Below are 22229 nucleotides of genomic sequence, written 5' to 3' on the forward strand. Positions count from 1 at the left end.
AACATGGCGTTTCGGCCTCCCTGGGGCCCCTCGCCGGGCCTTTTTCGAGGCCCGTGTCGATTTCATAGTTTCGCCCCATTGCAGCCCAGACGGTGCCATCTTGACCGGCGAAATTCGCATCGTTGCATAAGGAACTGACGACAAGGCTTCGGTACGCAACAGCCCCCCAGCCCCCCGGGGTTTTGTCGCAGATGTTCCCCGGTCCGCAAGGACTGAGACTGCAACCGGAAGGGCCGGCTCCAACGCCGGCCCTTTTCCGTTTCTGCAGCTCCCCTCCCCGCTTCTCCGCGTTTTCCACCTCGTGCACGACTGGCTGTGACCTGGTCATGCGCAACGGCTTTTGTCCGCCGCCGAAGGGCGCTATCATGGTTCCATGAGTATCGGCCTGACAGCCCTGCGCCCAGCGCGCCACGACGATGCCGAAGCGCTCGCCACCATCCACGAGGATGCCTGGCGGTCGACCTATCGGGGTATCATCGACGGCCTGGAACTGGAGCGGATGATCTCCCGCCGCGGGCCGAAATGGTGGCGTACCGCCTTGTCGCGCGGTGTCCAGATCCAGATCCTGCAGGTCGCCGGCATTCCCGCCGGCTATGCCACCTGGGGCCGCAGCCGCATGCGCGAGCTGCCCTTCGAGGGCGAGATCTACGAGCTCTATGTCCGGCCGGACCATCAGGGCCTCGGCTTCGGCAGCGAGCTGTTCACCGCCACCCGCGCCGCCCTGACCCGCGCCCGTCTCGACGGCCTTGCCATCCGGGTGCTCAAGGACAATGACGAGGCGGTCCGCTTCTACCAGCGACGCGGCGGCCAGATCCTGATGACCAGCCGCGAGCGCATCGCCCAGACGACCCTCGATCTCACGGTCTTCGGCTGGTTCCCCGAAGAGCGTTACTGAACGCCTCGACCCAAGGGGCTGCTGCCGCGCTCAGGCCACCTCCCCGTATTTTCCTGCCTTCTCGATCCAGCCCTTGCGCTTTTTCTCGTCCGAGCCCTGCACCGGCGCGAAGGTGCGGAAGCGCACGGGCGAAAAGCCGCAGAACTCCAGGATCTGCTTGCGCATCGCCCGGAAGCCGGGCGTCCACAGCAGGAAGCGCAGGTACCATGGCGGCGTGTCGGAGGTGACCAGCACTTCGGCCGAACGCCCCTTCAGCAGCTTTGCCGGCACCATCTGGCCGGGCTCGTAGCGAAAGGCGTAACCGGGCAGCAGAACCCGGTCGATCAGCCCCTTCAGCTTGGCCGGCATCAATCCCCACCACAGCGGATGCACGATCACCAGATGCTCGCACCAGGTGATCGCCGCCTGCACCTCGGCAAGGCACGGCTCCAGCACCTTTGCCGGCTTGAAACCCGGCCCCATGTCCGGGTCGAACTGCATCTGCGACAGGCGCAGCAGCTTCACCTGATGTCCGGCGCGCGTGGCGCCCTGGACATAGGAGGCGGCCAGCGCCCCGCACAGGCTGTCCGGACCCGGATGCCCGTCCAGCACGAGAATACGTTTCGCCATTGTCGGCTTTCCTGTTTCGTGACTAAAGTTGACCGCGGTCAAGAATTGATGCCGTATTTTATGACCACGGTCAATAAATGAATCCACAAGAAGGCACACCATGGTCGGACGGCCCCAGAAGCGCACCCGCGAAACCCGTGACAGGATCCTCGCCGAGGCGGCCCGCCTCTTCTCGGGCCAGGGGTTCGAGGCGACCAGCGTCGATGCGATCGCCGAGGCAGCCGGCGTTGCCAAGGCAACGGTCTTCGCCCACTTCGCCGACAAGACCAGCCTGCTGATCGCCGCGCGCACGGCCGATCTCGAGCAGCTTGAGGTCGCCATGCGCGCCCATGTGGCCCGCACGCCGATCGGCGAGACCCGCGACTACATTGCCGGCATCTTCCGCCCCTGGCTGGCGCTCTACCGCTCCGATCCGGACTTCGCCCGCCTCTATCTCGTCCAGTCGACCCTGCGCGACGGCCCGTGGACGCGGCTGTTTCTCGGCGTCTGTCAGGCGATGGAAGAGTGCGCGCTCGAGGGGTTTCGCCGGCTGTCGCGCGAAGGGCGCCTTGTGCGCGGTGCGGACCCGGATCTTCTGGCCCAGGGCGTGCTCGCGTTCTTCTATCACATGATCGTCGGCCACAGCCTCGGCACCCTTGCCGGCGAGGACGCGCAGCTCGCCCTGTTCGACGGCCTGCTCGCCGCCTGGCTTTCGACCGGCGCGGCAGAGGCACAGGATGTTTGATCCGGCCGACGGTCCCGCATAGCCTGCCCCAGGGTTGCAACTGCCTTGACGCCGCGTCGGTTTCCTGAAAAAGTTGCAATTGAAACTAATATCCGGCGGCAACAGGCTTCGCCCGGCCGGAACATGGGAGGAAAACATGCGCTTCACGGTGAAATCCGCCGGGTTCGGCCTTGCCGCGCTCGCTTGCAGCCTCGTTGCCGGCCTTGCCGGTGCCCGCGCCGACACCACTCTGGTCATGTCGTCCTGGCTGCCGCCCAAGCACCCGCTGGTCGAGAACGCCATGAAGCCCTGGGCCGACGAGGTCGAGAAGGCGACGGAAGGCCGCGTCAAGGTGCGCGTGCTGGCCAAGCCGCTCGGCGCTCCCCCGGCCCATTACGACATGGCCCGCGACGGCGTTGCCGACATCACCTACGGCCTGCATTCCTTCACTCAGGACGATCGGTTCCTGCGCTCGCGCATCGGCCAGTTCTCCTTCCTCGGCAATGATGCGGTCTCGGTCTCCAAGGCTTACTGGAAGGTCTATGCGGGCACGCTGGATGCTGCGGCAGAGCACGAGGGCGTCAAGCTGCTCTCCGTCTTCGCCCATGGCCCCGGCATGGTTCACAACAACCAGCGCAAGATCGAGAAGCCCGAGGACTTCGCCGGCCTCAAGCTGCGCACGCCGGGCGGTTATATCGCCGACCTGATGCAGGATCTCGGCGTCGTCACCCAGTTCATGGGCCCCGGCGAGGTCTACGAGAAGCTTTCGCGCGGCGTCATCGACGGCGTCACCTTCCCGATGGAGGCGCTCAAGGCCTTCCGCCTTGCCGATCATCTCTCCTACACGCTGAAGGTCCCCGGCGGCATCTACAACACCTCCTGGTTCCTGGTCATGAACCAGGCCAAGTGGGACGAGATCTCCGACGCCGACAAGGCCGCCATCGAGAAGCTCTCGGGCGCCGCCTTCGCCGAAAAGGCCGGCGCGGTGTGGGATGCGGCCGATGCCGGCGGCATCGCGCTCGTCGCCGAGACCAAGATCGAGGTGCACGAGGCCAACGACGCCGTGCTGGCCGCCATCCGCGAGCACGCGGGCAAGCATGAGGCGGCCTGGGCCGAAGCGGTCAAGGCGCAGGGCTTCGACGGCGCTGCCGCTTTGGCCGAACTGCGCGCCGAGACCGGCATCTCCTTCTGAGCCGGCGGGACGCTGCGCCTATGTCGCCAACAACGGACAAGGGGGGCCGGCCGCCGCGCCGGTCCCTCGCCCATGCTCTGGAGACGCTGCTCTCGGTGGCCTCCGGCGCGCTGCTCCTCGCCCTCACCCTCGTCACCTGCATCGACGTGGTCGCCCGCTACTGGTTCAACGCGCCTTTGGCCGGCGCCTATGAGCTGACCGAGATCTTCCTCGCCTCGCTCGTCTTCCTCGCCCTGCCGGTGACCACCGCGCGCGGCGAACATGTCGAGGTCGACCTCATGGACATGACGGCGGGCGGGCGTATCACCCGTGCCGTGCGCCCGGTTACCGGCCTGCTGGTGGCCCTGGTCCTTGCCGTCTTTTCCTGGCGGCTGTTCCTGCACGGACAGCGGCTTGCCGAAGATGGCGCGGTCAGCGACTCCCTGTCGCTGCCGCTGGCGCCGGTCGCTTTCCTTGCCGCTGCGGGCTGCGCGCTCGCCTGCATTGCCGCCGTCCTGCGGGCGCTTCGCCCGGACGTCTCACGACGGGATCCCACATGACGGAATCGCTGATCGGCTTCGCCGTCCTGCTTGCCCTCATCTTCCTGAAGATGCCTGTGGCCTTCGCCATGGCCCTGGTCGGCATGGCCGGCTTTGCCTGGATGCGCGGGCTCGACGCCAGCCTGGCCATGACCGGCACGCTGGTCTTCGACGCCGGCCTTGCCTACTCGCTCTCGGTGGTGCCGCTGTTCATCTTCATGGGCAACGTGCTGGCCCGCTCCGGCGTCGCCCACGGGCTCTACGCGGTCGCCAACCACGCGACGGCGCGCATGCGCGGGGGCCTTGCCATGGCCTCGGTGATCGCCTGCGGCGGCTTTTCCGCCGTCTGCGGCTCCTCGCTCGCCACCGCCGCCACTATGTCGCGGGTGGCGATGCCTTCCATGCGCCGCTTCGGCTATGCCGACAGCCTCGCCGCCGGCTCCATCGCCGCCGGCGGCACGCTCGGCATTCTCATTCCGCCCTCGGTGATTCTGATCATCTACGGGCTGCTGACCGAGTCCGACATCGGCAAACTGTTCATCGCCGGCGTGGTGCCGGGCATCGTCGGCCTGCTGTTCTATCTCGCCGCCGTTCAGGTCGCCGTGTGGCGCAATCCCGAGCTCGCCCCGCCGGCGACCGAGGCCGAACCGCTGACCCGGCGCGACGTGCTCGGCGTCGTCGCCCTGATCGTCCTGTTCGCCATCATCATGGTCGGCATCTATGGCGGCTTCTTCACCCCGACCGAGGCCGCCGGCATCGGCGCAGGTGCCGCCCTGCCGCTCTCGGCCCTGTTCGGCCGGCTCGGCTGGCGCGCCCTTGGCGAGGCCATCGGCGAAAGCACCCGCGCCACCGCGATGATCTTCGCCCTGATCATCGGCGCCGACATCTTCACCAATTTCGTGAATTTCGCCGGCCTTCCGGATGCGCTGTCCGATGCCGTGTCCGACCTCGACGTCAGCCCCTGGCTGGTGATCCTGGCGATCGTCGCCGTCTACATCCTGCTCGGCTGCGTGCTGGAAAGCCTGTCGATGATCCTGCTCACCGTGCCGGTCTTCTATCCGCTGGTGACGACGCTGGATTTCGGCTCAGGCCTGCTCGCCGATCCCGAGCTGGTGCTGATCTGGTTCGCCATCGTCGTCGTGGTGGTGACCGAGATCAGCCTGATCACCCCGCCCGTCGGCCTCAACGTCTTCGTGCTGCGCAGCGTGCTGGAAGACGTCAGCCTGACCACGATCTTCCGGGGCGTCACGCCCTTCTGGATCGCCGACATCTTCCGCCTTGCCCTGCTGATCGGCGTGCCATGGATCTCGCTCTGGCTGGTCGTCGCCATGGGGTGAGGCGCGAACGCCCCACACCTTAAGTTGCCGGCTGAGGCCCCGCCTCAGCCGCGCTCTTCCAGTACCCGCCGGGCGATGACCTGCGCCTGGATTTCCGCCGCGCCCTCGAAGATGTTGAGGATGCGCGCGTCGCACAGCACCCGGCTAATCGCGTATTCCAGCGCGAAACCGTTGCCGCCGTGGATCTGCAGCGCATTGTCCGCCGCCGCCCAGGCAACGCGCGCGCCGAGCAGCTTGGCCATGCCCGCTTCCAGATCGCAGCGCCGGCCGGAGTCCTTTTCCAGCGCCGAGAAATAGGTCAGCTGGCGCGCCGCCATCAGCTCGGCCGCCATCATCGCCAGCTTGTCGGAGACGCGCGGGAAGGCGATCAGCGGCTTGCCGAACTGCACCCGCTCCTGCGCATAGCGCAGCCCCAGGTCGAGCGCGGCCTGCGCAACGCCCAAGGCCCGCGCCGCCGTCTGGATGCGCGCGCCCTCGAAGGTCTGCATCAGTTGCTTGAAGCCCTGCCCCGGCACGCCGCCCAGCAGGTTCTCATGCGCCACCTCGAACCCGTCGAAGGCGATCTCGTATTCCTTCATGCCACGATAGCCGAGCACCTCGATCTCGCCGCCGGACATGCCCGGCGCCGGGAACGGATCGGCATCCGTGCCGCGCGGCTTTTGCGCGATGAACATCGACAGACCCTTGTAGCCCGGCTCCGACGGATCGGTGCGCGCAAGCAGGGTCATGATGTCGGCGCGCACCGGATGGGTGATCCAGGTCTTGTTGCCGTAGATCTTCCACACATCGCCCTGGCGCACGGCGCGGGTCTTCAGCGAAGCAAGGTCGGAGCCGGTGTTCGGCTCGGTGAAGACCGCCGTCGGCAGCACCTCGCCGGAGGCGATCCTCGGCAGCCAGGTCTGCTTCTGCACCTCGGTGCCCCCGCACAGGATCAGCTCGGCGGCGATCTCCGAGCGGGTGCCGAGCGAGCCGACGCCGATATAGGCCCGGCTCAGCTCCTCCGAGACGACGCACATGCTCTCCTTGCCGAGGCCGAGGCCGCCGTACTCTTCCGGGATCGTCAGGCCGAAGACGCCGAGCTCGGCCATCTCGCCGATCACCTCCAGCGGGATATAGGCGTTCTTCAGATGCCACTCATGCGCATGCGGCACCACCTTGTCGGCGGCGAAGCGGCGCATTTCCTCGCGCACCTGCTCGTAGGTCTCCTCTAACCCGGAGGTGCCGAAGATCGAATTGCCCTCCTGCTGGCGGATCAGCCCGGCCAGCCGCGCCCGCACCGCCGGCGTGTTGCCGGTGGCGATCAGCTCCTCCACCGCCGCGCTGCGGAAGGAAGCGGCTGCCTCCGTCCCGAGCCCCAGATCGGCGAGGCGCACCACCTCGCCCTGGTTCATCGGGATGCCGCCGAAGACCTGCGCCAGGTATTCGGCAAAGACGAGGCGCACCAGGAGCTCTTCCGTCTCGCCAAAGCTGCCTGCATCCTCCAGCCGTCCGGCATAGGCGGCGAGCTGGCGCAGCGCCTCCACATAGGTCGCAAGCCATGCCAGCCCGTGGGTCGCCCGCTGCTCGGCCTCCAGCCTGTCCGCCGACAACCGGCCGTCCACCGACACGCGGGCCCGCACGCTTCCCGCCGCCGCATCGAGCAGCGCGCCCAGCGTCTCCACCGCCTCGCCCGTCAGCGCCGTCAGCCGCGTTTCCCGTGCCTCGTGACCGAATTCGCTCGCCAGGGACATGCCTTCCTCTCCATTGCCGTTTCCCGCCGCACCCTCGCCCCTCCCGACGAGCGATGCTGCAGCGCAAACAATATCGCGCCGCCTTCGCGAAGCAATGCTTCTTTTGAAGGAGGCGAAAAGCAATAATATTTCATGGATTTCGCGACGCAGCATGAAACGCCGGCCGCGTCTTGACCCGCGGCGATGCCTCCCGCAAAAGCGGCGGATGAACCCGTTCCGCCTGCTGCGCTCCGCGATCGCGACCATCTACGACGCCGTCATGCACATGACGAACGACGACGGCTTCGCCCTGGCGAGCCATGTCGCCCTGTCCTCGCTGCTGGCCCTGTTCCCGTTCCTGATCTTCGTGGCCGCGCTCACCGGCTTTCTCGGCATGTCGGACATGGCCGACCGCATCGCCACGCTGCTCTTCGATGTCTGGCCGGAAGAGGTCGCCCGTCCCATCTCCAGCGAGATCCACGTGGTGCTGACCCAGCCGCGCGGCGACATCCTCACCTTCGGCATCATCGCCGCGCTGTGGTTCGCCTCCAACGGCGTGGAGGCCCTGCGCGTTGCGCTCAACCGCGCCTATGGCGTCGGCGAGACCCGCAATTACTTCTACCTGCGCGCCCAGGCCCTGCTCCTGGTGCTGTTCGGCACCTTCGTGCTGATCAGCTTCGCCCTGCTGATCGTCTTCGCGCCGCTGGTCTGGCGTGCCGTTGTCGCCCATGCGCCGCTGCTTGAGCCCTTCACCGCCCGGCTCAACATCTCGCGCTATGTCATCGCCACGCTGCTGACGCTCGGCGGCCTGTTCATCGCCCATGCGGTGCTGCCGGACGGCCGCCGCCGGCTGCTCGACACGCTTCCCGGCGTTGCCGCCACCTTGCTGCTGTGGCTGGCCTCGGGCATGGCCTTCGGTGCCTGGCTTGCCGGCTTTGCCGACTATGTGTCGACCTATGCCGGCCTTGCCGGCGCCATGACCGCGCTGATCTTCCTGTATCTGATCTCGATCTGCTTCGTCTTCGGCGGCGAGCTCAACGCGGCGATCCTGCGCCGCCGCGCCCGCAAGCTCGCCAGCGCCTGACGGGACGGGCGTTGGTCAGGCGGGCGTGCGCCGCGTGCCGATCCGTCTTTCGCGGATGATCAGCAACGCCCCGACCACCAGCGCCGCACCCACGACCTGCACAAGGGACAGCGTCTCGCCGAACAGCAGGTAGCCCTCCACGGCGGTTGCCACCGGCGCGAGATAGAACAGGCTCGACACCCGCGAGGCGCTGCCCCGCTTGATCAGCACCATCAGCAGCAGCACCGCACCGATCGACAGCACCAGCACCAGCCAGGTCATGGCGATGATCAGCTCGCCGGTCCAGGCGATCTGCCAGTCCTCCAACGTCGACAGCGGCATGACCAGCGCCAGCGCGCCGAAATACTGCAGCAATGTCCCCGGGATCAGGTCGATGCCGACGACGAAGCGCTTCTGGTAGATCGTGCCGACCGCGATGCCGGCCGCCGCCGCCAGGCAGGCCAGCACGTTGACCATCGACAATCCCGACGTGTCCCCGCCGATGCGCGGGCCCACCACCAGCAACAGGCCGATCGCGCCGACGGCCAGCCCCAGCCAGTGGCGCGGCGCCACCTTCTCGCCCAGCACCGGCCCGGCCAGCAGCGCCGTCAGCAGCGGCTGCAGCCCGAGGAACAGCGCCGAAATGCCTGCCGGCATGCCGTTGTCGATGGCATAGAAGATCCCGCCCAGATAGACACCGTGGATCAGCACGCCGGCGGCGAAGCAATGCGCCCATTCCGACCCCCGCCGCGGCCAGTGGGCGCGCAGCACGATGGCCAGCGCCAGCATCACCGGCAGCACCAGCGCGAAGCGGATCGTCAGGAAGACGAAGGGCTCGATGTGAGGAGCCCCCAGCTTGGAGCCGATGAAGCCGGTCGACCACAACAGGACGAAAATGCCGGGGACGGCCTTGTCGAAAAACGCACGCACGAACGATCCAGTTCAAACGGTTGCAAGGGCCGGCGCGCCTCGCGCCAGGCCTGTACGGCCCCTGCCGCGACGACCGGGGTAAGGTTCCCTTGACTAAGGGGAAGGCAACATAGGCCAGGTCAGGGGAATATTAACTTCGCTGGTGGACTTTTGCACAAGGAAGGGACTGACCAGTCGAGGTATGCCCGTGCTGCATTTTCGAGGTTTCGCGTCGGTATCGACCTTAGTCGGCCGACTATCCGTGCGCACCAGGATTTTTCTTCTGATCGCCGTCACCATGACAGGCCTTGCCGCCATCGGCAGCGTCTTCTGGTGGAGTCAGGCCAGCGTCGAAAGCGCCTTCGCACGATCCGAGGGCTTTTCCGACCTTGCCGGCACGGTCGCCGATCTCTCTTCCACGGCCGGGACCCTGCGGATCGCCGAGAAAACCTATCTCGCCGCCCCCTCCGCCGCCGCCTACCAGGCCTTTACCTCGCAGATCGCCGTGGCACGCAGCCAGCTCGGCACGGTCCGCACCCTTGACGTCGCCGCGCCCTACGGCGCCGAGATCGACCAGGTCGACCGCGCCCTTTCCGACATCGAGGCGACGTTCCAGGACCTCCACGCCACCCAGCAGCGCCTCGGCCTTGCCGATACCGAAGGCGGGGCGCGCGGGGCGCTCGCCGCCAACGGCGATGCGCTCGTCGGCAGCGTCCAGAAGCTTGCCCGTTTCAAGCGCGGTCCCGAGACCGAGCGCCTGGCCTTTGCCGGCGTCGACCTGCAGCGCAGCGAAAAGGCCTATCTCCTCGACCGCAGCGACGTGAACCTCGGCAGTTTCGAGGTCGCCGCCGCGCGGCTCGAGCGCGCGCTCTCCCGGGCCAAGCTTGAGGAGGCGACAAGCGCCGAACTCACCGGCTTCCTCACCTCCTATCGCGAGGCCTTCGACACCTTCACCCGCGCCGGCGGCGAACGCACCGCCCATGTGGAGAAGCTCGAGGCCTTCTTCGACGTGCTGCCGCCCTATCTCGCCCAGCTTCAGGCCGCGGCCAAAAGCGGCCAGGCCGAGGCGGCAGGCACCCTCGCCGACAACCGGGCCATCGCCGCCATGACCATGCTGGCGATCATGGCCGTCACGGTTGCCGTCCTGCTTCTGGCCGGCCTCCTCATCGGTGCGTCGATTTCCAGGCCGCTGGCCGTGCTGCGCCTCGCCATGGACCGGCTCGCCGCCGGCGAGACCGATATCGACCTGCCGGAAGCGCGCGGCCGCACCGAGCTCGATGCGATGGCCGCCAGCGTCGCCGTCTTCCGCGACAACGCGCTGGAGCGCGAGGAACTTGCGGCAACTCAGGAAGCTGAAAACGCCGCCCGCGACAGCCGCATGCGCCATCTCGACCAGCTGATCGCCGGGTTCGAGTCGACCGTGGGCGATGCCCTCTCGCGCCTCGACGGTGCTGCCGAGGAACTGGCCGGCGCCTCCGGTGCCCTGGACCAGGCGGCCGGACACGCGGCCGAGGAAGCGGGCACCGCCGGCAATGCGGTGCGGGTCGCCGCCGAAAGCGTCACCTCGGCGGCCTCCGCCTCCGAGGAGCTCAACGTCTCCATTGCCGAGATCGCCGACCAGGCCAACCGCTCGACCCAGGTCGCCGAAAAGGCCGTCACCAGCGCCCGCGACACCGGCGCCAGCATGAGCGCGCTGTCGCGCACCGCCGACCGGATCGGCGAGGTCATGGGCCTCATCCGCGACATCGCCGAACAGACCAACCTTCTGGCGCTCAACGCCACCATCGAGGCCGCCCGCGCCGGCGAGCACGGACGCGGCTTTGCCGTCGTCGCCGCCGAGGTCAAGGAGCTTGCCAGCCAGACCGCAAAGGCGACCCAGGACATTGCCCAGCAGGTCGAGGCGATCCAGCAGGCCTCCGCCAGCGCGGTCATGGCCATCGGCGATGTCGAGCAGATCATCGTCCAGATGAACGAGATCGCCGGCTCGGTCGCCGCCGCCGTCGGCCAGCAGAGCATCGCCCTGCGCGAGATCACCGAGAATGTCGCCCGCGCCTCGGAGCGCTCCGGCACCGGTGCCGAGGCGATGGACCGGGTTTCCGGCGCCACCGACCGTGCCCGCGGCACCGGCACCATGGTCGGCGAGCTCTCCGGCACGCTCGGCGAGCAGGCCCGCCTGCTGCGCAAGGAGATCGCCTGCTTCCTGGAGGGCGTGCGCGCCGCCTGACGGTGCGCCGCCCCGCCTCTCGCCTTACGGGCATTCCCCCTATTGCCACTGCCGGCAATCTCGCCACATAACGCGTGCAGATCTCACGACGGCAGGGGCGGTGCGAAAGCCGCCCTCGCCTCCCGCCAGCCACGCGCAAGGGCCGCCGGCTCCCAGCCGGTCTCGTCGAAAAGCCCCGCCGTCGGCCAGCCGCACGCCAGTTTGCCGAAGGAATTCCCATGCAGGACAGCATCGTCATCGTCGGAGCGGGCCAGGCCGGCGCCCAGGCCGTTCAGTCGCTGCGCACAGGCGGCTTCGGCGGCCGCATCGCCCTTGTCGGCGAGGAGCCGCATCCGCCCTACCAGCGCCCGCCCCTGTCCAAGAAGCATCTTTCCGGCGAGATCGACGACGAGGCGCTGCACCTGCGCCCGCTCGGCTTCTACGAACAGAACGCCATCGATTGCCATTTCGGCAAGGTGGTCGAGGCCATCGACCGCGAGTCCCGCGCCGTGCTGCTCGCCGGCGGTGAGCAGCTTCCCTATGAGCGGCTGATCATTGCCACCGGCACCCGGCCGCGCGCCCTGCCGATCGCCGGCGCCGAGCTGCCGGGCGTGGTGACCCTGCGCAAGATTTCCGATGTCGAGGCGATGCGCCCCCTGCTGCGCACGCCGGGCCGCGTTGCCATCGTCGGCGGCGGCTATATCGGGCTGGAGGTCGCCGCCGTCGCCCGGACCATGGGCCACGAGGTCACCGTCATCGAGGCACAGGACCGGGTGATGAAGCGGGTGGTCTCGCCCGCCGTCTCCGCCTGGTTCCAGGAGCTGCATGCGGACAAGGGTGTGCGGCTGATGCTCGACACCGGCATCACCGGCTTTTCGGGAAGCGACCGCGTCACGGGCGTGCAGCTGGCCGGCGGCGGCGAGGTTCCCTGCGACATCGCGCTGGTCGCCGTCGGCGCGGTGCCCAACGATGAGCTGGCAGCCGCCTGCGGCCTTGCCACCGGCGACGGCATCCTGGTCGACGATAGCGCGCTCACCTCCGATCCGCTTGTCCATGCGGCCGGCGACTGCACCCGCTTCCATTCCGCGCTCTACGGCCGCTCGATCCGGCTGGAAAGCGTGCAGAACGCCATCGACCAGGCCAAGGCCGTCGCCGCTTCGATCCTCGGCAACGAGGTGCATTACGACCCGGTGCCGTGGTTCTGGTCCGATCAGTATGCGGTCAAGCTGCAGATCGCCGGCCTGTCGCAGGACCACGACGAGGCCCGCACCTTCGGCGATCCGGCCTCCGGCTCCTTCTACGTCGCCTATCTCGGCGGCGGGCGCCTGCTTGCCGTCGACAGCATCAACCACCCGCGCTCGCACATGATGGCACGCCGGGCGATCGGCAAGGCGTTCGAGGACGGGCTCCTGCCGCCGGCCTGAACCGGATGGGTGTCTGAAACGGATATCGAGGCCGTAGATAGGGCCGGCGGCTCAGTCGTCGGCCGCCGCCTCGATGCTCTCCATGTCGTCGTCCGACAGGCCGAAATGGTGGCCGATCTCGTGGATCAGCACATGCGCGATGACGCCGCCCAGCGGCTCGTCATAGGCGCACCAGTAATCGAGGATGGCACGGCGGTAGAGCCAGACGCGGTTCGGCATGCGGCCGCTGAAGGCCTCCGCCCCGCCCTGCGCCAGTCCGATCCCCTCGAACAGGCCCATCAGCTCGAACGGGTCCTCCACGCCGACCGAATCGAGCGCATCGTCGTCGGCGAAATCCGCCACGCGGATCTCGATGTCGCCGCACAGCTTGCGGAATTCAGCAGGGAGTTCGTCGAAGGCCGCAACGGCGATCCGCTCGAATTCGGCAAGATCCGGCGCCACCGCGCCCGTCCAGCTGCTGCGTTCCCCACCGGCCGCGCGTGACCCCATCTTCCGCCTCTCCCTTGTCGTTATGCCGGGGAGATCAGGTAGGTCCAGATCAGATAGACCACAAGGCCCAGCGCGAAGACCGCGCCGGCGCTGCGGCCGATCTTGCGGCCGAGTTGCTCGATGGGATCGTCTTCGTCGGCAGGCGGACCAGAGCGTTTGTGCGCGCCCTCGAAGGTGGTGCGCAGCACGGTCTCGCTTTCGCGTTCGGCCCGGTCGAGCACCGATTGCGCCTCGCGGCGCCGCTCTTCCTCGCGCGGATCCTTGCCGCTCACGCCGCGCTCCCGCGCCGCCACGCCCAGGCACCGGCAAGCGCCAGCACGGCAACACCGGCCGAGATCACCGCATTCCAGCCCGCAAACGACAGGCCGAACATCCGCCAGCTCGCCTCGGTGCAGCTCACCACGCGGGTGGAGCGCAGCGCGTTCAACATGTTGGCGGCCGAATCGGGCATTCCCCCGCCGCCGCCGCAATCCGCAGGCCCGGCCCAGAAGCCCCACTCGGCGCCGGCCTGATAGGCCCCGATGCCCGCGCCCCAGGCAAAGACCGCCGCAACCGCGAGCAGCAGCACGGTCACCACCAGCCGCCCCTGCGCGGGCGTTCCGCGCAGCATGACAAGCAGCGCCAGGAGGGCGAGAGGCAGGCCGACATAGTAGGGAATGCGCTGTTCGAGACACAGCTTGCAGGGCACATAGCCGCCGATCAGCTGAAAGCCCCAGGCCGTCAGGATCGAGGCCAGGCCTCCGGCGATCAGCAGCATCACCAGCTGCCGGGACGTTCTTGCGGGGTCGCTCATGGTCGCCGCCTCGGTTTCACAGGAAGCGGATTAGCGCGAAGCCGCCGACAAGGCCAATCACGAAGATCGTGAACATCAGGCCAAGGCGCTTCTCGATGAAGGTGCGGATCGGCGGACCGAACAGGTAGAGCAGGCCCGCGACCGCGAAAAAGCGCAGGCCCCGCGCCAGGACGCTCGCCACCATGAACACCGGCAGGCTCAGCCCCGTCGCGCCGCTGGCGATGGTGATGACCTTGTAGGGAAAGGGCGTCACGCCGGCGATGAAGACGATCCAGGCGCCGTAGTCGTTGAAATTGCCGCGAAAGGTCTCGAACTTGTCGAGATAGCCGTAGAAGGCGAGGATCGGCTCGGCCACCTGCAGGAACAGGAAGGCGCCGATGGCGTATCCCGCCGCCCCGCCCAGCACCGAGGTCACCGTGCAAAGGGTCGCATAGGCGAACGCCTTCGCCCGCTGCGCGATCACCATCGGGATCAGCAGGATGTCCGGCGGGATCGGAAAGAACGAGCTTTCGGCAAAGGACACGGCTCCCAGTGCCACCGGTGCATGGCGGCCCGAGGCGAGCGACATTGTCCAATCGTAGAGGCGGCGCAACATGCCGCCTCATTAGCCGGAAGCGCGGCCCTTGTCATCCGACTTCCGCTGCGGCGCGGTGACCGCAATCCGGCACGGGACAGGCGTCATGTTTCAATTGACGGGCCAAGCGCTGCGGCTATGATCGCGCCGTTTCCCGCGGGCCCCCGTGGCGGAATTGGTAGACGCGACGGATTCAAAATCCGTTTCCCTAACCGGAGTGTCCGTTCGAGTCGGACCGGGGGCACCATTTTCCTGTCTCGCGCCCTTGCGGGCCCCGTTTGCGAAGCCCTTTTTCGGCACTGTCGTGCTGTGGCGACACGGACGAGGAGGATGCCATGCTTTCCCCCGAGGATATTGCCGCCCGCCGCGCCGTCATCGACGCCTGCCTGACGATGAACGCCTCGGGCCTCAACCAGGGCACCTCCGGCAATGTCAGCCTGCGCCATGGCGAGGGGTTCCTGATCACCCCGTCCGGCATCCCCTACGAGGCGATGCGGCCCGAGCAGGTGGTCCAGGTCCACATGGACGAAAGCTATTCGGGCGACTGGCTGCCTTCGTCCGAGTGGCGGATGCATTTCGACATCTACGCCACCCGCCCGGAGGCCGGCGCCGTCGTGCACACCCACTCGCCCCATGCCACGGCCATGTCGTGCCTGCGCCGCGAGATCCCACCCTTCCATTACATGATCGCGGTCGCGGGCGGACGCACCCTGCGCACCGCCGACTATGCCACCTTCGGCACGCGCGAGCTGTCGGACGCCATGCTGACCGCGCTGGAGGGGCGCAGCGCCTGCCTTCTCGCCAATCACGGGATGATCTGCTTCGGCCCCGGCCTCGCCAAGGCGCTGTGGCTTGCCGGCGAGATCGAGACCCTGTGCCGGCAATATGCCATCGCCCTCACGGCCGGCGACCCGGTGATCCTCACCGACACGGAGATGGACGAGGTCATCGCCCGCTTCGCCAGCTACGGCCGCCAGACGGGCGAGCTGGCCGAAGGCGAGGTGCCCGCCGTCGAGGCCCCGCGCCGCCGGGCGGAGAGCTGAACCCGCCCCCGCCCGACCGCCCGGTCAGTGCCTCGGTCTTGCTTACTTGGTGATCACCTCGCCCGAGGGGCGCGGCGTCCTTGCGGTTTCCGCAGGCAGCACCGGATAGGTGATCTCGGGCATCCGGCCCGTCAGCGATTCCAGGAACGCGGTGATCGCCACCGCCTCCTCCTCGTTGAGTTCCTCGCCGAGCTGCGAGGATCCCATGATCTCGACCGCCTCCTTCAGGTCCCACACCTTGCCGGAATGGAAATACGGCGCGGTCAGCGCGATGTTGCGCAGCGGCCCGGCACGGAAGACGTAGGAATCGTCCGCGGTCTTGGTCACCTGGAAGCGGCCCTTGTCGCCCTCGGGCAGCACCTCGGCACCCGGGTTCTGCACCACGCCGAAGGGGTAGTAGCCGGTGCCGCCGACATTGACGCCGTTGTGGCAAGCCGCACAGCCCTTGTCCATGAACAGCTGCAGGCCCGCCTGCTGCACCTCGGTCAGCGCCGCGTCGTCGCCGTTGAGGAAGGCGTCGAACGGCGCGGGGGTGATCAGCGTCGCCTCGAAGGCCTCGATCGCCTTGGCCATGTTGTCGAAGGTGACCGGCTCCCCCTCATCCGGGAAGGCGTTCTTGAACCACGCCACATAGTCCGGCATCGAGACCAGCGTCGCCACCACCTGCTCGGGCGTGTTGGCCATCTCGACGCCCGCCTGCACGGGCCCCTTCGCCTGCTCCTTCAGGTCTTCGGCACGGCCGTCCCAGAACTGGGCCTCGTTGAACACCGCGTTCAGCACGGTCGGGGCATTGCGCGGCCCCTTCTGCCAGCCGTGGCCGATGGAGGTCTCCAGGTTGTCGTCGCCGCCGGTCGCCAGGTTGTGGCAGGAATTGCAGGAGAAGACGCCCGATGCCGACAGGCGCGGATCGAAGAACAGCGCCTTTCCCAGGACGATCTTTTCCGGCGTGATCGGATTGTCCCTCACCGCCGGCACGGTCGAGGGCAAAGGCTTGAACATCTCGAGCGCGGCATCGCGCAGCTCGTTCGCCATGGCCGGCCCGCTCAGGGCGGCAAGGGCGGTGGAACATGCCAACAGGACGGAAGTGTAGCGGGACATGGCTGGCCTTTCTCGTGGTCGGTTAGCTGGCGGCACCCGTCCTGCGCCACCACAACCCTAGGCCACGGTCGCCGGGCTCCCGTTTGACATGAATCAAGCGGAAACTGCGACACTTCGTACATCCCCTTACGGAAAGCCACGATCAGCGGGGCGCGTCCCCCGACAGGCCCTCCGGCGGCCCCTGAACCGGGCGGTGATAGCCCGGCCCCACCGTCAGCGGCCCGGTCGGCGAGACGTCCTGGTCCAGCTCGCTGGTGATGGTCGTGTGCTGCACTTCCATCGGCTCGCGCCCGCCATAATCGTAGAGCCGCAGTTCGACCGCATAGGGCCTGCCCTTGACGACGCCGGTCAGCGGCGGCGTCTCCAGCCCGTAGCGCTGCTCGCCATGGCGCAGGCGCGTCTCCACCTCCACCGGTGCACCGCCCGCCGGGTTCTCGAACCGCGCCACCAGCCGCGATTGCGAGGGCGTCGGCTTCTGCAAGATGACCGTGATGCCGGCGCGGACCTCGCCGAGCCGGTAATAGAACAGGAAGCCGCCGCCGGCGACCCGCAGATGGGTCAAGGCCGCCTGCCGGCGCTGGTTGTCGATGACCAGCGCCGTCGCGATTGCCGCCAGCACCACTGCCGTCGCCACCGCCGTGATGCGAAACCAGCGCGTCTTCTCGAACTCGAGCACCGCCATCGCCGTCTCCTTTCGGGCCAGCCGGTCCTGCCCCCCAACCAGACACCAGAACCCGGCTCGCCTCAAGCTTGCATGAAGGACTGAGCCGGCAAACCAAGACGCACTCAGCGCGCCTTTCTGGACAGATCCCGGGAAACCGGCTAGGGCTGTCGCACACTGGCAGCCGCCGGAACACTGCAGCGGGCAAGACGATGGGCGCGAAACGGGAAGTCGAGCTGAAGCTCGAGCTGGCGAAAGCCGGCCAGCAGAAGCTGAAAGGGGCACCGGCGCCGGACGGCTTCGCTGTGGAGCCCGCCGTGACGCGCGCGTTGCGCTCGATCTATTTCGACACGCCGGACCGGGCCCTGCGCAAGGCGAAATGGTCGCTGCGGGTTCGCCGCATCGGGCGCAAATGGGTGCAGACGGTCAAGGCCGGTACCGGCGTCACAGGCGGCATGTCGCGCCCGCGCGAGGCGGAGGTGGAGGTTGCCGGCCCCGCGCCGGACCTCACCCTGATCCTCGAGCCATTGATGCGCGAAGGTCTGTGGCAGCTGATCGACGGCCAGCCGCTGGAGCCGATCTTCGAAACCGCGATGCGCCGCACCATCCGCATCTTCACCCGCGAAAGCGACGGCAGCACCATCGAGATGGCGCTCGATGCCGGCGAGATCGTCGCCGGCGAGCGGCGGCAGCCGCTGTTCGAGGCCGAGCTCGAGCTGAAGTCCGGCGACCCCGCCGCCCTCTTCGTGCTGGCCGGCCGTCTTCCCGCCCTTGCCAACGCCCGCTTCTCGCGCCTCAGCAAGGCCGGCCGCGGCTACGCGCTCGCCGCCGACGAGAGGCACGAGGCCGGCCCGGTCAATGCCACCGAGGCCAGCCTTGCAGCCGACATGGCCATGGGCCCGGCCTTTCGCGCCATTCTTCTCTCCTGCATGGACCAGATCGCCGGCAACCGCGATGCCGTGCTCGACAGCGACGATCCCGAAGGCCCGCACCAGCTGCGGGTCGGCCTGCGCCGGCTGCGCAGCGCACTGAAGGTGCACCACCCGCTGCTCGATCCCGACACGCGCAGGGATCTGGATGCAGCAGCCCGCGATCTTGCGCTGGCCGCCGGCGAACTGCGCGACCTCGATGTGCTGGTGGAGGAGATCGTCGAGCCGGCGATGGCGGTCGCCCGGCTCGGGCCGGACACGGCCCTGCTCGACGACGACGGGCTTGCCCGCAACGTCGAGACCGCGCGCCTTGCCGCGCGCCGCGCGCTGCGCGAGCAGCTTTCGGGCCCCGCCGTCAACGAGCTGCTGTTCCGCCTGGGCGCGCTCGCCTATGGCACCGGCTGGCGCAACGACGGCGACGGACCCTCGGCGGCGGCCACGACCGTCGGCGCCTTCGCGGTCGAGGCGCTGGAAAAACGTTGGAAATCCGCCGCCCGGCTGGCCGTGCGCATGGACGAACTGACGCTTGAGGAGCGCCACGACCTGCGCAAGGAGCTGAAGAAGCTGCGCTATGCGGTGGAGTTCTTCCGCTCGGCCTTTTCCGCGCGCAAGGCCAAGCCGTTCCTGGCCCGCCTCAAGGCGCTGCAGGACGTCTTCGGCTATCTCAATGATGTGGTGATGGCCGGCAAGCTCGCCGGCATGATCGCCGCCGTCGACGCCAAGCCGCCGGTCGAGACCACCCTTGCCGCCGGCTTCGTGCTCGGCTGGCACGAGGCGCGCGCCGCCCATGCCTTCGAAAACGCCCGCACCCTGTGGGACGAGACGAAACGCGCCCGCCGCTTCTGGCGCGGCTGATCCCGCCCGAACGGATTGCCCGCGGCGCCAGGCGCCGCGAGAAACCGGGATTTACTGGATCGGCGCGCCCTGCTGCGGCGTCTCCCCCTGAGGGGTCTCGCCGTCCTGCGGGGCCTCGTCCAGCGGCAGCTGCTCTTCCTGCTGCTGCTCCTGCTGGGGAGCTGCATCCTGCTGCTGGCGGCGGCCGATGCCGAACGAGCCGAGGAAGCCGGACGGCAGGCCGAAGCCCTGCTCCACCGCCTCAAGCACTTCCTTGTCGTCGACCTCGCCGTCGAGCACCTTCTGCACGTCGATATTGGTGTTGCCGCCGGTCGCCCGGTTGATCGCCTCGTTGGCGACGCCCGTCAGCGTCTCCTGCGGGTTGCGCGCCTGCTGCAGCGACTTGAACAGTCCGCCGCCGAGATTTTCCAGCTGCTTCAGCGCCGCCTGCGGGTTCTCCAGGATGCCCTTGATGTCCGGATAGATCTGCGGCCGGTCCCAGGACCCGCGCACGATCACCGGCACGCCGAGCCCTTCCAGCTCGCGCGCCTCGCCCTTGGCCAGCGGCACCGGCGCGCTGCCCTCCAGGCTCGCCACCACCCGGGGCTCCAGCCGCCAGTCGAGCATCCGTTCCGGCATGTCGATCCGGCCGGTGCCGCTCATGCGCACCAGCGGGCCGATCAGGGCCAGATCCTCGGTCGCGGCGATGCCGCGCGTGATGGTGAAGCTGGCGCCCAGCGCCGAAAAGTCCGTCTTCTGCGCCTCGTTCGAGGCCCAGCCCAGCAGCGTGTCGACTGTCAGCCCGCGTACCATGCGCGGAATGTTGAGGCCGCGGATCGCGCCGTCGGCGAAGTCGAAGCGGGCCGTGCCGTCGAGACCGGAGATCAGTTCGTACTGGCTCACGCCATGCGCCTTGACGTCCAGCGCCGTCGTCACCCGGCCCTCGATCCACTCGAAGCCGGCGACCGCCGCCAGGAACGGCCGGGCACTGAGATCGGTGAGCGAGAAACGGCCGGCAAGTTCGGGCACCTGCTGCGAGCCGTCGAGCACCAGGAGGCCGTTGCCCTGACCGCCATAGAGCGACATTTCGGCCAGTTCCGCCGACAGCCGCCCGCCTTCCAGCGTCAGCTCCAGCCGGCTCGGCCCGATCTCCAGCTTGTCGCGCACGATCTGCTTGGCCGACAGCGACAGCTGCGCATCGACGGCGCGCAGGCCCGTGAGATCGATCGGCACCCGGCTCCACGAGCCGCGTTCCGCCCCCGGCACGCGCGCCTCGCTGCGTCCGTCATTGGCCCGGTCGGTCTCCACCACGTAAGGGTCGAGGCCCAGCCGGTCGAGCTCCAGCCGCGCCGTCACCTTGGGCCTTGCACCGAGGCGCAGCTCGCCCTCGCCGCGTCCGGTCGTGTCGTCGAGGCGGATTTCCGCCCCGGTGAAGCGCACCGCGTCCTCGCCCGCCGCCAGCCGGCCGGAGAAGGAGAAGGGTCCGAGCCCGCCGCCCTCGGCCAGCGGCACGCCGAGCCAGCTCGCCAGCGCCCGCAGGTTCTGCGTTTCCAGCACGACGGCACCGTCGACCGCGCCGGCCGGCGACACGCTGCCGTCATAGCCGACCTCGACCCGCGAGCCGGCAACCCTCAGCCGCAAGGGCGTCGGCATGCCGGCCATCGCCAGCGCCGGCGTCGCCGAACCCTCGATGCGGAAGGAATCGCCGCGCCATTTCAATCCGCCGCTCACCGAGACGGGGGCATCCAGCCCCGCAAAGTCGATGGCGACCGCCAGATCCTCAATCCGCCGCGCCGACGCGTCGTCGCCGATGGGCGAAGGCACCGGCAGGCCGGAAATCCCGCCGCCGGCCAGCGACAGGCGGCCCGAGGCGTCGAGCGATCCCATCAGGGTCGCCGCATCCGCGCCGCGTGCCGAAAAGCGCAGCGAGCCGCCCAGCGTTCCCTGCGCCTCCTCGCTGCGGCCGGCCAGCGACAGCAGCGTTTCCAGCCGCGCATCGGCCAGCTCCAGCTGGCCCGTGACCTGCGGCTCGCCCGCCAGCGCCACCGTGGCGCTGGAGCGCAGGCTCGCTCCGGCCAGCTGCGCTTCCAGGCCGTGGATTTCCACCGCGCGCTCGCCTGCCGTCACATCGCCCGTCACCCGGAAGGGGCCCGGCTCGCGCGGCAGGCTGCTGCCCAGCGCCGCCAGCGTCGCGCCCAGTTCCTCGCCTTCCACGGCGATGCGCAGACGGCTCGCCTGCTGCGGCGCCAGTTCGCCGGAGATCTTGGCACTCGCCCCGGCGCCGCCCAGCGTCAGGTCGACCGCCGAGCTGCCGCCGCCGGCAAGGCGCATCGGCGCCTCCACCGTGCCGGCCAGCGTCACCGCGATGCCGCGATATCCGAGCCCGCCATCCAGCGCCAGCGCGCCGGAGAGCGAGGGCAGGCTGAGAACCAAATTGACATTGTCCGCCTCGTGGCGCGTGCCGTCGCGGCGGTCGGAATAGATCAGGCGGCCATTGGTGATTTCCAGCCGGTCGACGCCGATGCGTGCCAGCGCCATGCCGTCGGCAGCAACGCTTGCCGCCGTCGCCGCGCCGTCAGGCGTATCCGCCGGCACCCGCGCCTGGTCGGTCGCGCCGGCCGCGGGCTGGACGGGCGCCTCGCCGTTGCTGTCGGCGATCGCCTGCGTCGCCGCGCTCCAGCGGTCGGCCGGGAAGCCTGCTGCCGCCGTATCCGTGCTGTCGTTGGTTGCCACGGCCGCGCCTGTCGACAGGCCGGCGGTCCAGTTCGGCCGGCCGTTCTCGTCGATTTCCACGCTGACCACCGGCGCGTCGAGCCGCAGATGCGTCAGGCGGATGTCGCCGCCGAACAGCCCGCTCCAGGCAAGGCCGAAATCCACGGTCTCGGCGCGCAGGATCTCGCCCGCCTCGCCGGCCGAGACGCCGACATTTTCCGCGCTCATCCGGAATCCGGGCAGCAGCGACAGCCCGACCGGCCCGTCCAGGCGCAGCCGCCAGCCGGTCCGCTCCTCGATCTGACTGATCAGCTCGGCGCGGATCGCGTCCTTCGGCAGGAGCAGCGGCACCACGAAGGCAGCCGCCATGAGGAGGAAGAGCAGGCTGGCAAGGCCCGCGAGTGCGCGTTTCAAACCGTGTCTCCAGAAGGACGAATCAGCGCCAGTCTACGCCAAAGCTTGTCGACAGGATGGCGCGGGACGGGTCTTTGCGATACCCGGCCACATGTTCTTTCCGCACAGCAGCATAGACAA

At 68.6% G+C, this 22229-nt stretch carries 20 protein-coding genes and 1 tRNA gene; 11 read left to right on the forward strand and 10 right to left on the reverse strand.

Annotation, left to right across the window (positions count from 1 at the left end; genetic code table 11):
- The first annotated feature begins 373 nt into the window (after nucleotides 1-373).
- Complete coding sequence (locus H7H34_RS19670) at nucleotides 374-895, forward strand: GNAT family N-acetyltransferase (RefSeq protein WP_185926182.1); 522 nt, start codon at nucleotides 374-376, stop codon at nucleotides 893-895.
- A gap of 30 nt (nucleotides 896-925) precedes the next feature.
- Here H7H34_RS19670 and H7H34_RS19675 read toward each other — a convergent pair whose 3' ends face one another.
- Entirely contained in the window at nucleotides 926-1504 is a 579-nt protein-coding gene (locus H7H34_RS19675; protein WP_185926183.1) for an NAD(P)H-dependent oxidoreductase, read from the reverse strand.
- Between the two features lie 100 nt (nucleotides 1505-1604).
- On the opposite strand from H7H34_RS19675, the gene H7H34_RS19680 reads away from it, so the two are divergent.
- The 4 genes from H7H34_RS19680 (at nucleotide 1605) to H7H34_RS19695 (ending at nucleotide 5254) form a co-directional block, all read left to right on the forward strand.
- A complete protein-coding gene (locus H7H34_RS19680) occupies nucleotides 1605-2228 on the forward strand; it encodes a TetR/AcrR family transcriptional regulator (protein WP_185926184.1) in 624 nt (207 codons plus the stop codon).
- A gap of 136 nt (nucleotides 2229-2364) precedes the next feature.
- Nucleotides 2365-3399, forward strand: a complete 1035-nt coding sequence (locus H7H34_RS19685; protein ID WP_120270149.1) for a TRAP transporter substrate-binding protein — start codon at nucleotides 2365-2367, stop codon at nucleotides 3397-3399.
- A gap of 20 nt (nucleotides 3400-3419) precedes the next feature.
- Entirely contained in the window at nucleotides 3420-3938 is a 519-nt protein-coding gene (locus tag H7H34_RS19690; RefSeq protein WP_120270148.1) for a TRAP transporter small permease, read from the forward strand.
- Entirely contained in the window at nucleotides 3935-5254 is a 1320-nt protein-coding gene (locus tag H7H34_RS19695) for a TRAP transporter large permease (protein ID WP_120270147.1), read from the forward strand. The genes H7H34_RS19690 and H7H34_RS19695 overlap by 4 nt, the downstream gene beginning before the upstream one ends.
- A gap of 44 nt (nucleotides 5255-5298) precedes the next feature.
- Here the strand turns inward: H7H34_RS19695 and H7H34_RS19700 are convergent, their stop codons facing one another.
- Nucleotides 5299-6984, reverse strand: a complete 1686-nt coding sequence (locus H7H34_RS19700; protein ID WP_185926185.1) for an acyl-CoA dehydrogenase family protein — start codon at nucleotides 6982-6984, stop codon at nucleotides 5299-5301.
- A 205-nt stretch (nucleotides 6985-7189) separates the two neighbouring features.
- On the opposite strand from H7H34_RS19700, the gene H7H34_RS19705 reads away from it, so the two are divergent.
- A complete protein-coding gene (locus H7H34_RS19705; RefSeq protein WP_120270145.1) occupies nucleotides 7190-8047 on the forward strand; it encodes a YihY/virulence factor BrkB family protein in 858 nt (285 codons plus the stop codon).
- A gap of 15 nt (nucleotides 8048-8062) precedes the next feature.
- Here the strand turns inward: H7H34_RS19705 and H7H34_RS19710 are convergent, their stop codons facing one another.
- On the reverse strand, nucleotides 8063-8956 hold the full coding sequence (locus H7H34_RS19710) for a DMT family transporter (RefSeq protein WP_209006264.1): 894 nt from the start codon (nucleotides 8954-8956) through the stop codon (nucleotides 8063-8065).
- A gap of 241 nt (nucleotides 8957-9197) precedes the next feature.
- On the opposite strand from H7H34_RS19710, the gene H7H34_RS23790 reads away from it, so the two are divergent.
- Together H7H34_RS23790 and H7H34_RS19720 are read left to right on the forward strand one after the other, a co-directional pair.
- Entirely contained in the window at nucleotides 9198-11159 is a 1962-nt protein-coding gene (locus tag H7H34_RS23790) for a methyl-accepting chemotaxis protein (protein ID WP_185926186.1), read from the forward strand.
- A gap of 218 nt (nucleotides 11160-11377) precedes the next feature.
- Nucleotides 11378-12562 (forward strand): NAD(P)/FAD-dependent oxidoreductase, encoded by a 1185-nt coding sequence (locus H7H34_RS19720; RefSeq protein ID WP_185926187.1) that lies wholly within the window; start codon nucleotides 11378-11380, stop codon nucleotides 12560-12562.
- Between the two features lie 51 nt (nucleotides 12563-12613).
- Here H7H34_RS19720 and H7H34_RS19725 read toward each other — a convergent pair whose 3' ends face one another.
- From H7H34_RS19725 to H7H34_RS19740, 4 genes are read right to left on the reverse strand one after another with little or no spacing between them, the layout of a single operon-like run.
- A complete protein-coding gene (locus H7H34_RS19725; RefSeq protein WP_185926188.1) occupies nucleotides 12614-13051 on the reverse strand; it encodes a metallopeptidase family protein in 438 nt (145 codons plus the stop codon).
- 20 nt (nucleotides 13052-13071) lie between these two features.
- Entirely contained in the window at nucleotides 13072-13323 is a 252-nt protein-coding gene (locus H7H34_RS19730) for a hypothetical protein (protein WP_120270237.1), read from the reverse strand.
- Complete coding sequence (locus tag H7H34_RS19735) at nucleotides 13320-13844, reverse strand: disulfide bond formation protein B (protein WP_120270141.1); 525 nt, start codon at nucleotides 13842-13844, stop codon at nucleotides 13320-13322. Before H7H34_RS19735 ends, H7H34_RS19730 begins: the two co-directional genes overlap by 4 nt.
- Before the next feature lie 16 nt (nucleotides 13845-13860).
- Nucleotides 13861-14439, reverse strand: coding sequence for a YqaA family protein (locus H7H34_RS19740; RefSeq protein WP_120270140.1), 579 nt, complete (start codon nucleotides 14437-14439; stop codon nucleotides 13861-13863).
- 139 nt (nucleotides 14440-14578) lie between these two features.
- Here H7H34_RS19740 and H7H34_RS19745 point away from each other — a divergent pair.
- Nucleotides 14579-14665, forward strand: a tRNA-Leu gene (locus H7H34_RS19745).
- Nucleotides 14666-14753: 88 nt separating this feature from the next.
- Nucleotides 14754-15461, forward strand: a complete 708-nt coding sequence (locus H7H34_RS19750; protein WP_185926189.1) for a class II aldolase/adducin family protein — start codon at nucleotides 14754-14756, stop codon at nucleotides 15459-15461.
- Between the two features lie 42 nt (nucleotides 15462-15503).
- On the opposite strand, the gene H7H34_RS19755 is transcribed toward H7H34_RS19750, so the two are convergent.
- Together H7H34_RS19755 and H7H34_RS19760 are read right to left on the reverse strand one after the other, a co-directional pair.
- Nucleotides 15504-16559 (reverse strand): cytochrome-c peroxidase, encoded by a 1056-nt coding sequence (locus H7H34_RS19755; protein WP_185926190.1) that lies wholly within the window; start codon nucleotides 16557-16559, stop codon nucleotides 15504-15506.
- Nucleotides 16560-16701: 142 nt separating this feature from the next.
- Nucleotides 16702-17241 carry a hypothetical protein gene (locus H7H34_RS19760; protein ID WP_185926191.1) on the reverse strand — a complete coding sequence of 180 codons (540 nt, stop codon included), beginning with the start codon at nucleotides 17239-17241 and terminating at the stop codon, nucleotides 16702-16704.
- 191 nt (nucleotides 17242-17432) lie between these two features.
- Here H7H34_RS19760 and H7H34_RS19765 point away from each other — a divergent pair, with 191 nt between their 5' ends.
- A complete protein-coding gene (locus tag H7H34_RS19765; RefSeq protein WP_185926192.1) occupies nucleotides 17433-19004 on the forward strand; it encodes a CYTH and CHAD domain-containing protein in 1572 nt (523 codons plus the stop codon).
- 51 nt (nucleotides 19005-19055) lie between these two features.
- Here the strand turns inward: H7H34_RS19765 and H7H34_RS19770 are convergent, their stop codons facing one another.
- A complete protein-coding gene (locus H7H34_RS19770) occupies nucleotides 19056-22109 on the reverse strand; it encodes an AsmA family protein (protein WP_185926193.1) in 3054 nt (1017 codons plus the stop codon).
- Nucleotides 22110-22229 lie beyond the last annotated feature (120 nt).

The sequence above is a fragment of the Stappia sp. 28M-7 genome (genome assembly GCF_014252955.1).
Taxonomy (GTDB): Bacteria; Pseudomonadota; Alphaproteobacteria; order Rhizobiales; family Stappiaceae; genus Stappia.

What these genes read in the sequence shown, in the direction of transcription:
- H7H34_RS19755 (WP_185926190.1), bottom strand. Translation starts at nt 16,559, where the DNA reads ATGTCCCGCTACACTTCCGTCCTGTTGGCATGTTCCACCGCCCTTGCC.
- H7H34_RS19690 (WP_120270148.1), top strand. Translation starts at nt 3,420, where the DNA reads ATGTCGCCAACAACGGACAAGGGGGGCCGGCCGCCGCGCCGGTCCCTC.
- H7H34_RS19680 (WP_185926184.1), top strand. Translation starts at nt 1,605, where the DNA reads ATGGTCGGACGGCCCCAGAAGCGCACCCGCGAAACCCGTGACAGGATC.
- H7H34_RS19705 (WP_120270145.1), top strand. Translation starts at nt 7,190, where the DNA reads ATGAACCCGTTCCGCCTGCTGCGCTCCGCGATCGCGACCATCTACGAC.
- H7H34_RS19750 (WP_185926189.1), top strand. Translation starts at nt 14,754, where the DNA reads ATGCTTTCCCCCGAGGATATTGCCGCCCGCCGCGCCGTCATCGACGCC.
- H7H34_RS19765 (WP_185926192.1), top strand. Translation starts at nt 17,433, where the DNA reads ATGGGCGCGAAACGGGAAGTCGAGCTGAAGCTCGAGCTGGCGAAAGCC.
- H7H34_RS19695 (WP_120270147.1), top strand. Translation starts at nt 3,935, where the DNA reads ATGACGGAATCGCTGATCGGCTTCGCCGTCCTGCTTGCCCTCATCTTC.
- H7H34_RS19725 (WP_185926188.1), bottom strand. Translation starts at nt 13,051, where the DNA reads ATGGGGTCACGCGCGGCCGGTGGGGAACGCAGCAGCTGGACGGGCGCG.
- H7H34_RS19700 (WP_185926185.1), bottom strand. Translation starts at nt 6,984, where the DNA reads ATGTCCCTGGCGAGCGAATTCGGTCACGAGGCACGGGAAACGCGGCTG.
- H7H34_RS19670 (WP_185926182.1), top strand. Translation starts at nt 374, where the DNA reads ATGAGTATCGGCCTGACAGCCCTGCGCCCAGCGCGCCACGACGATGCC.
- H7H34_RS19760 (WP_185926191.1), bottom strand. Translation starts at nt 17,241, where the DNA reads ATGGCGGTGCTCGAGTTCGAGAAGACGCGCTGGTTTCGCATCACGGCG.
- H7H34_RS19740 (WP_120270140.1), bottom strand. Translation starts at nt 14,439, where the DNA reads ATGTTGCGCCGCCTCTACGATTGGACAATGTCGCTCGCCTCGGGCCGC.
- H7H34_RS19675 (WP_185926183.1), bottom strand. Translation starts at nt 1,504, where the DNA reads ATGGCGAAACGTATTCTCGTGCTGGACGGGCATCCGGGTCCGGACAGC.
- H7H34_RS19720 (WP_185926187.1), top strand. Translation starts at nt 11,378, where the DNA reads ATGCAGGACAGCATCGTCATCGTCGGAGCGGGCCAGGCCGGCGCCCAG.
- H7H34_RS19735 (WP_120270141.1), bottom strand. Translation starts at nt 13,844, where the DNA reads ATGAGCGACCCCGCAAGAACGTCCCGGCAGCTGGTGATGCTGCTGATC.
- H7H34_RS19685 (WP_120270149.1), top strand. Translation starts at nt 2,365, where the DNA reads ATGCGCTTCACGGTGAAATCCGCCGGGTTCGGCCTTGCCGCGCTCGCT.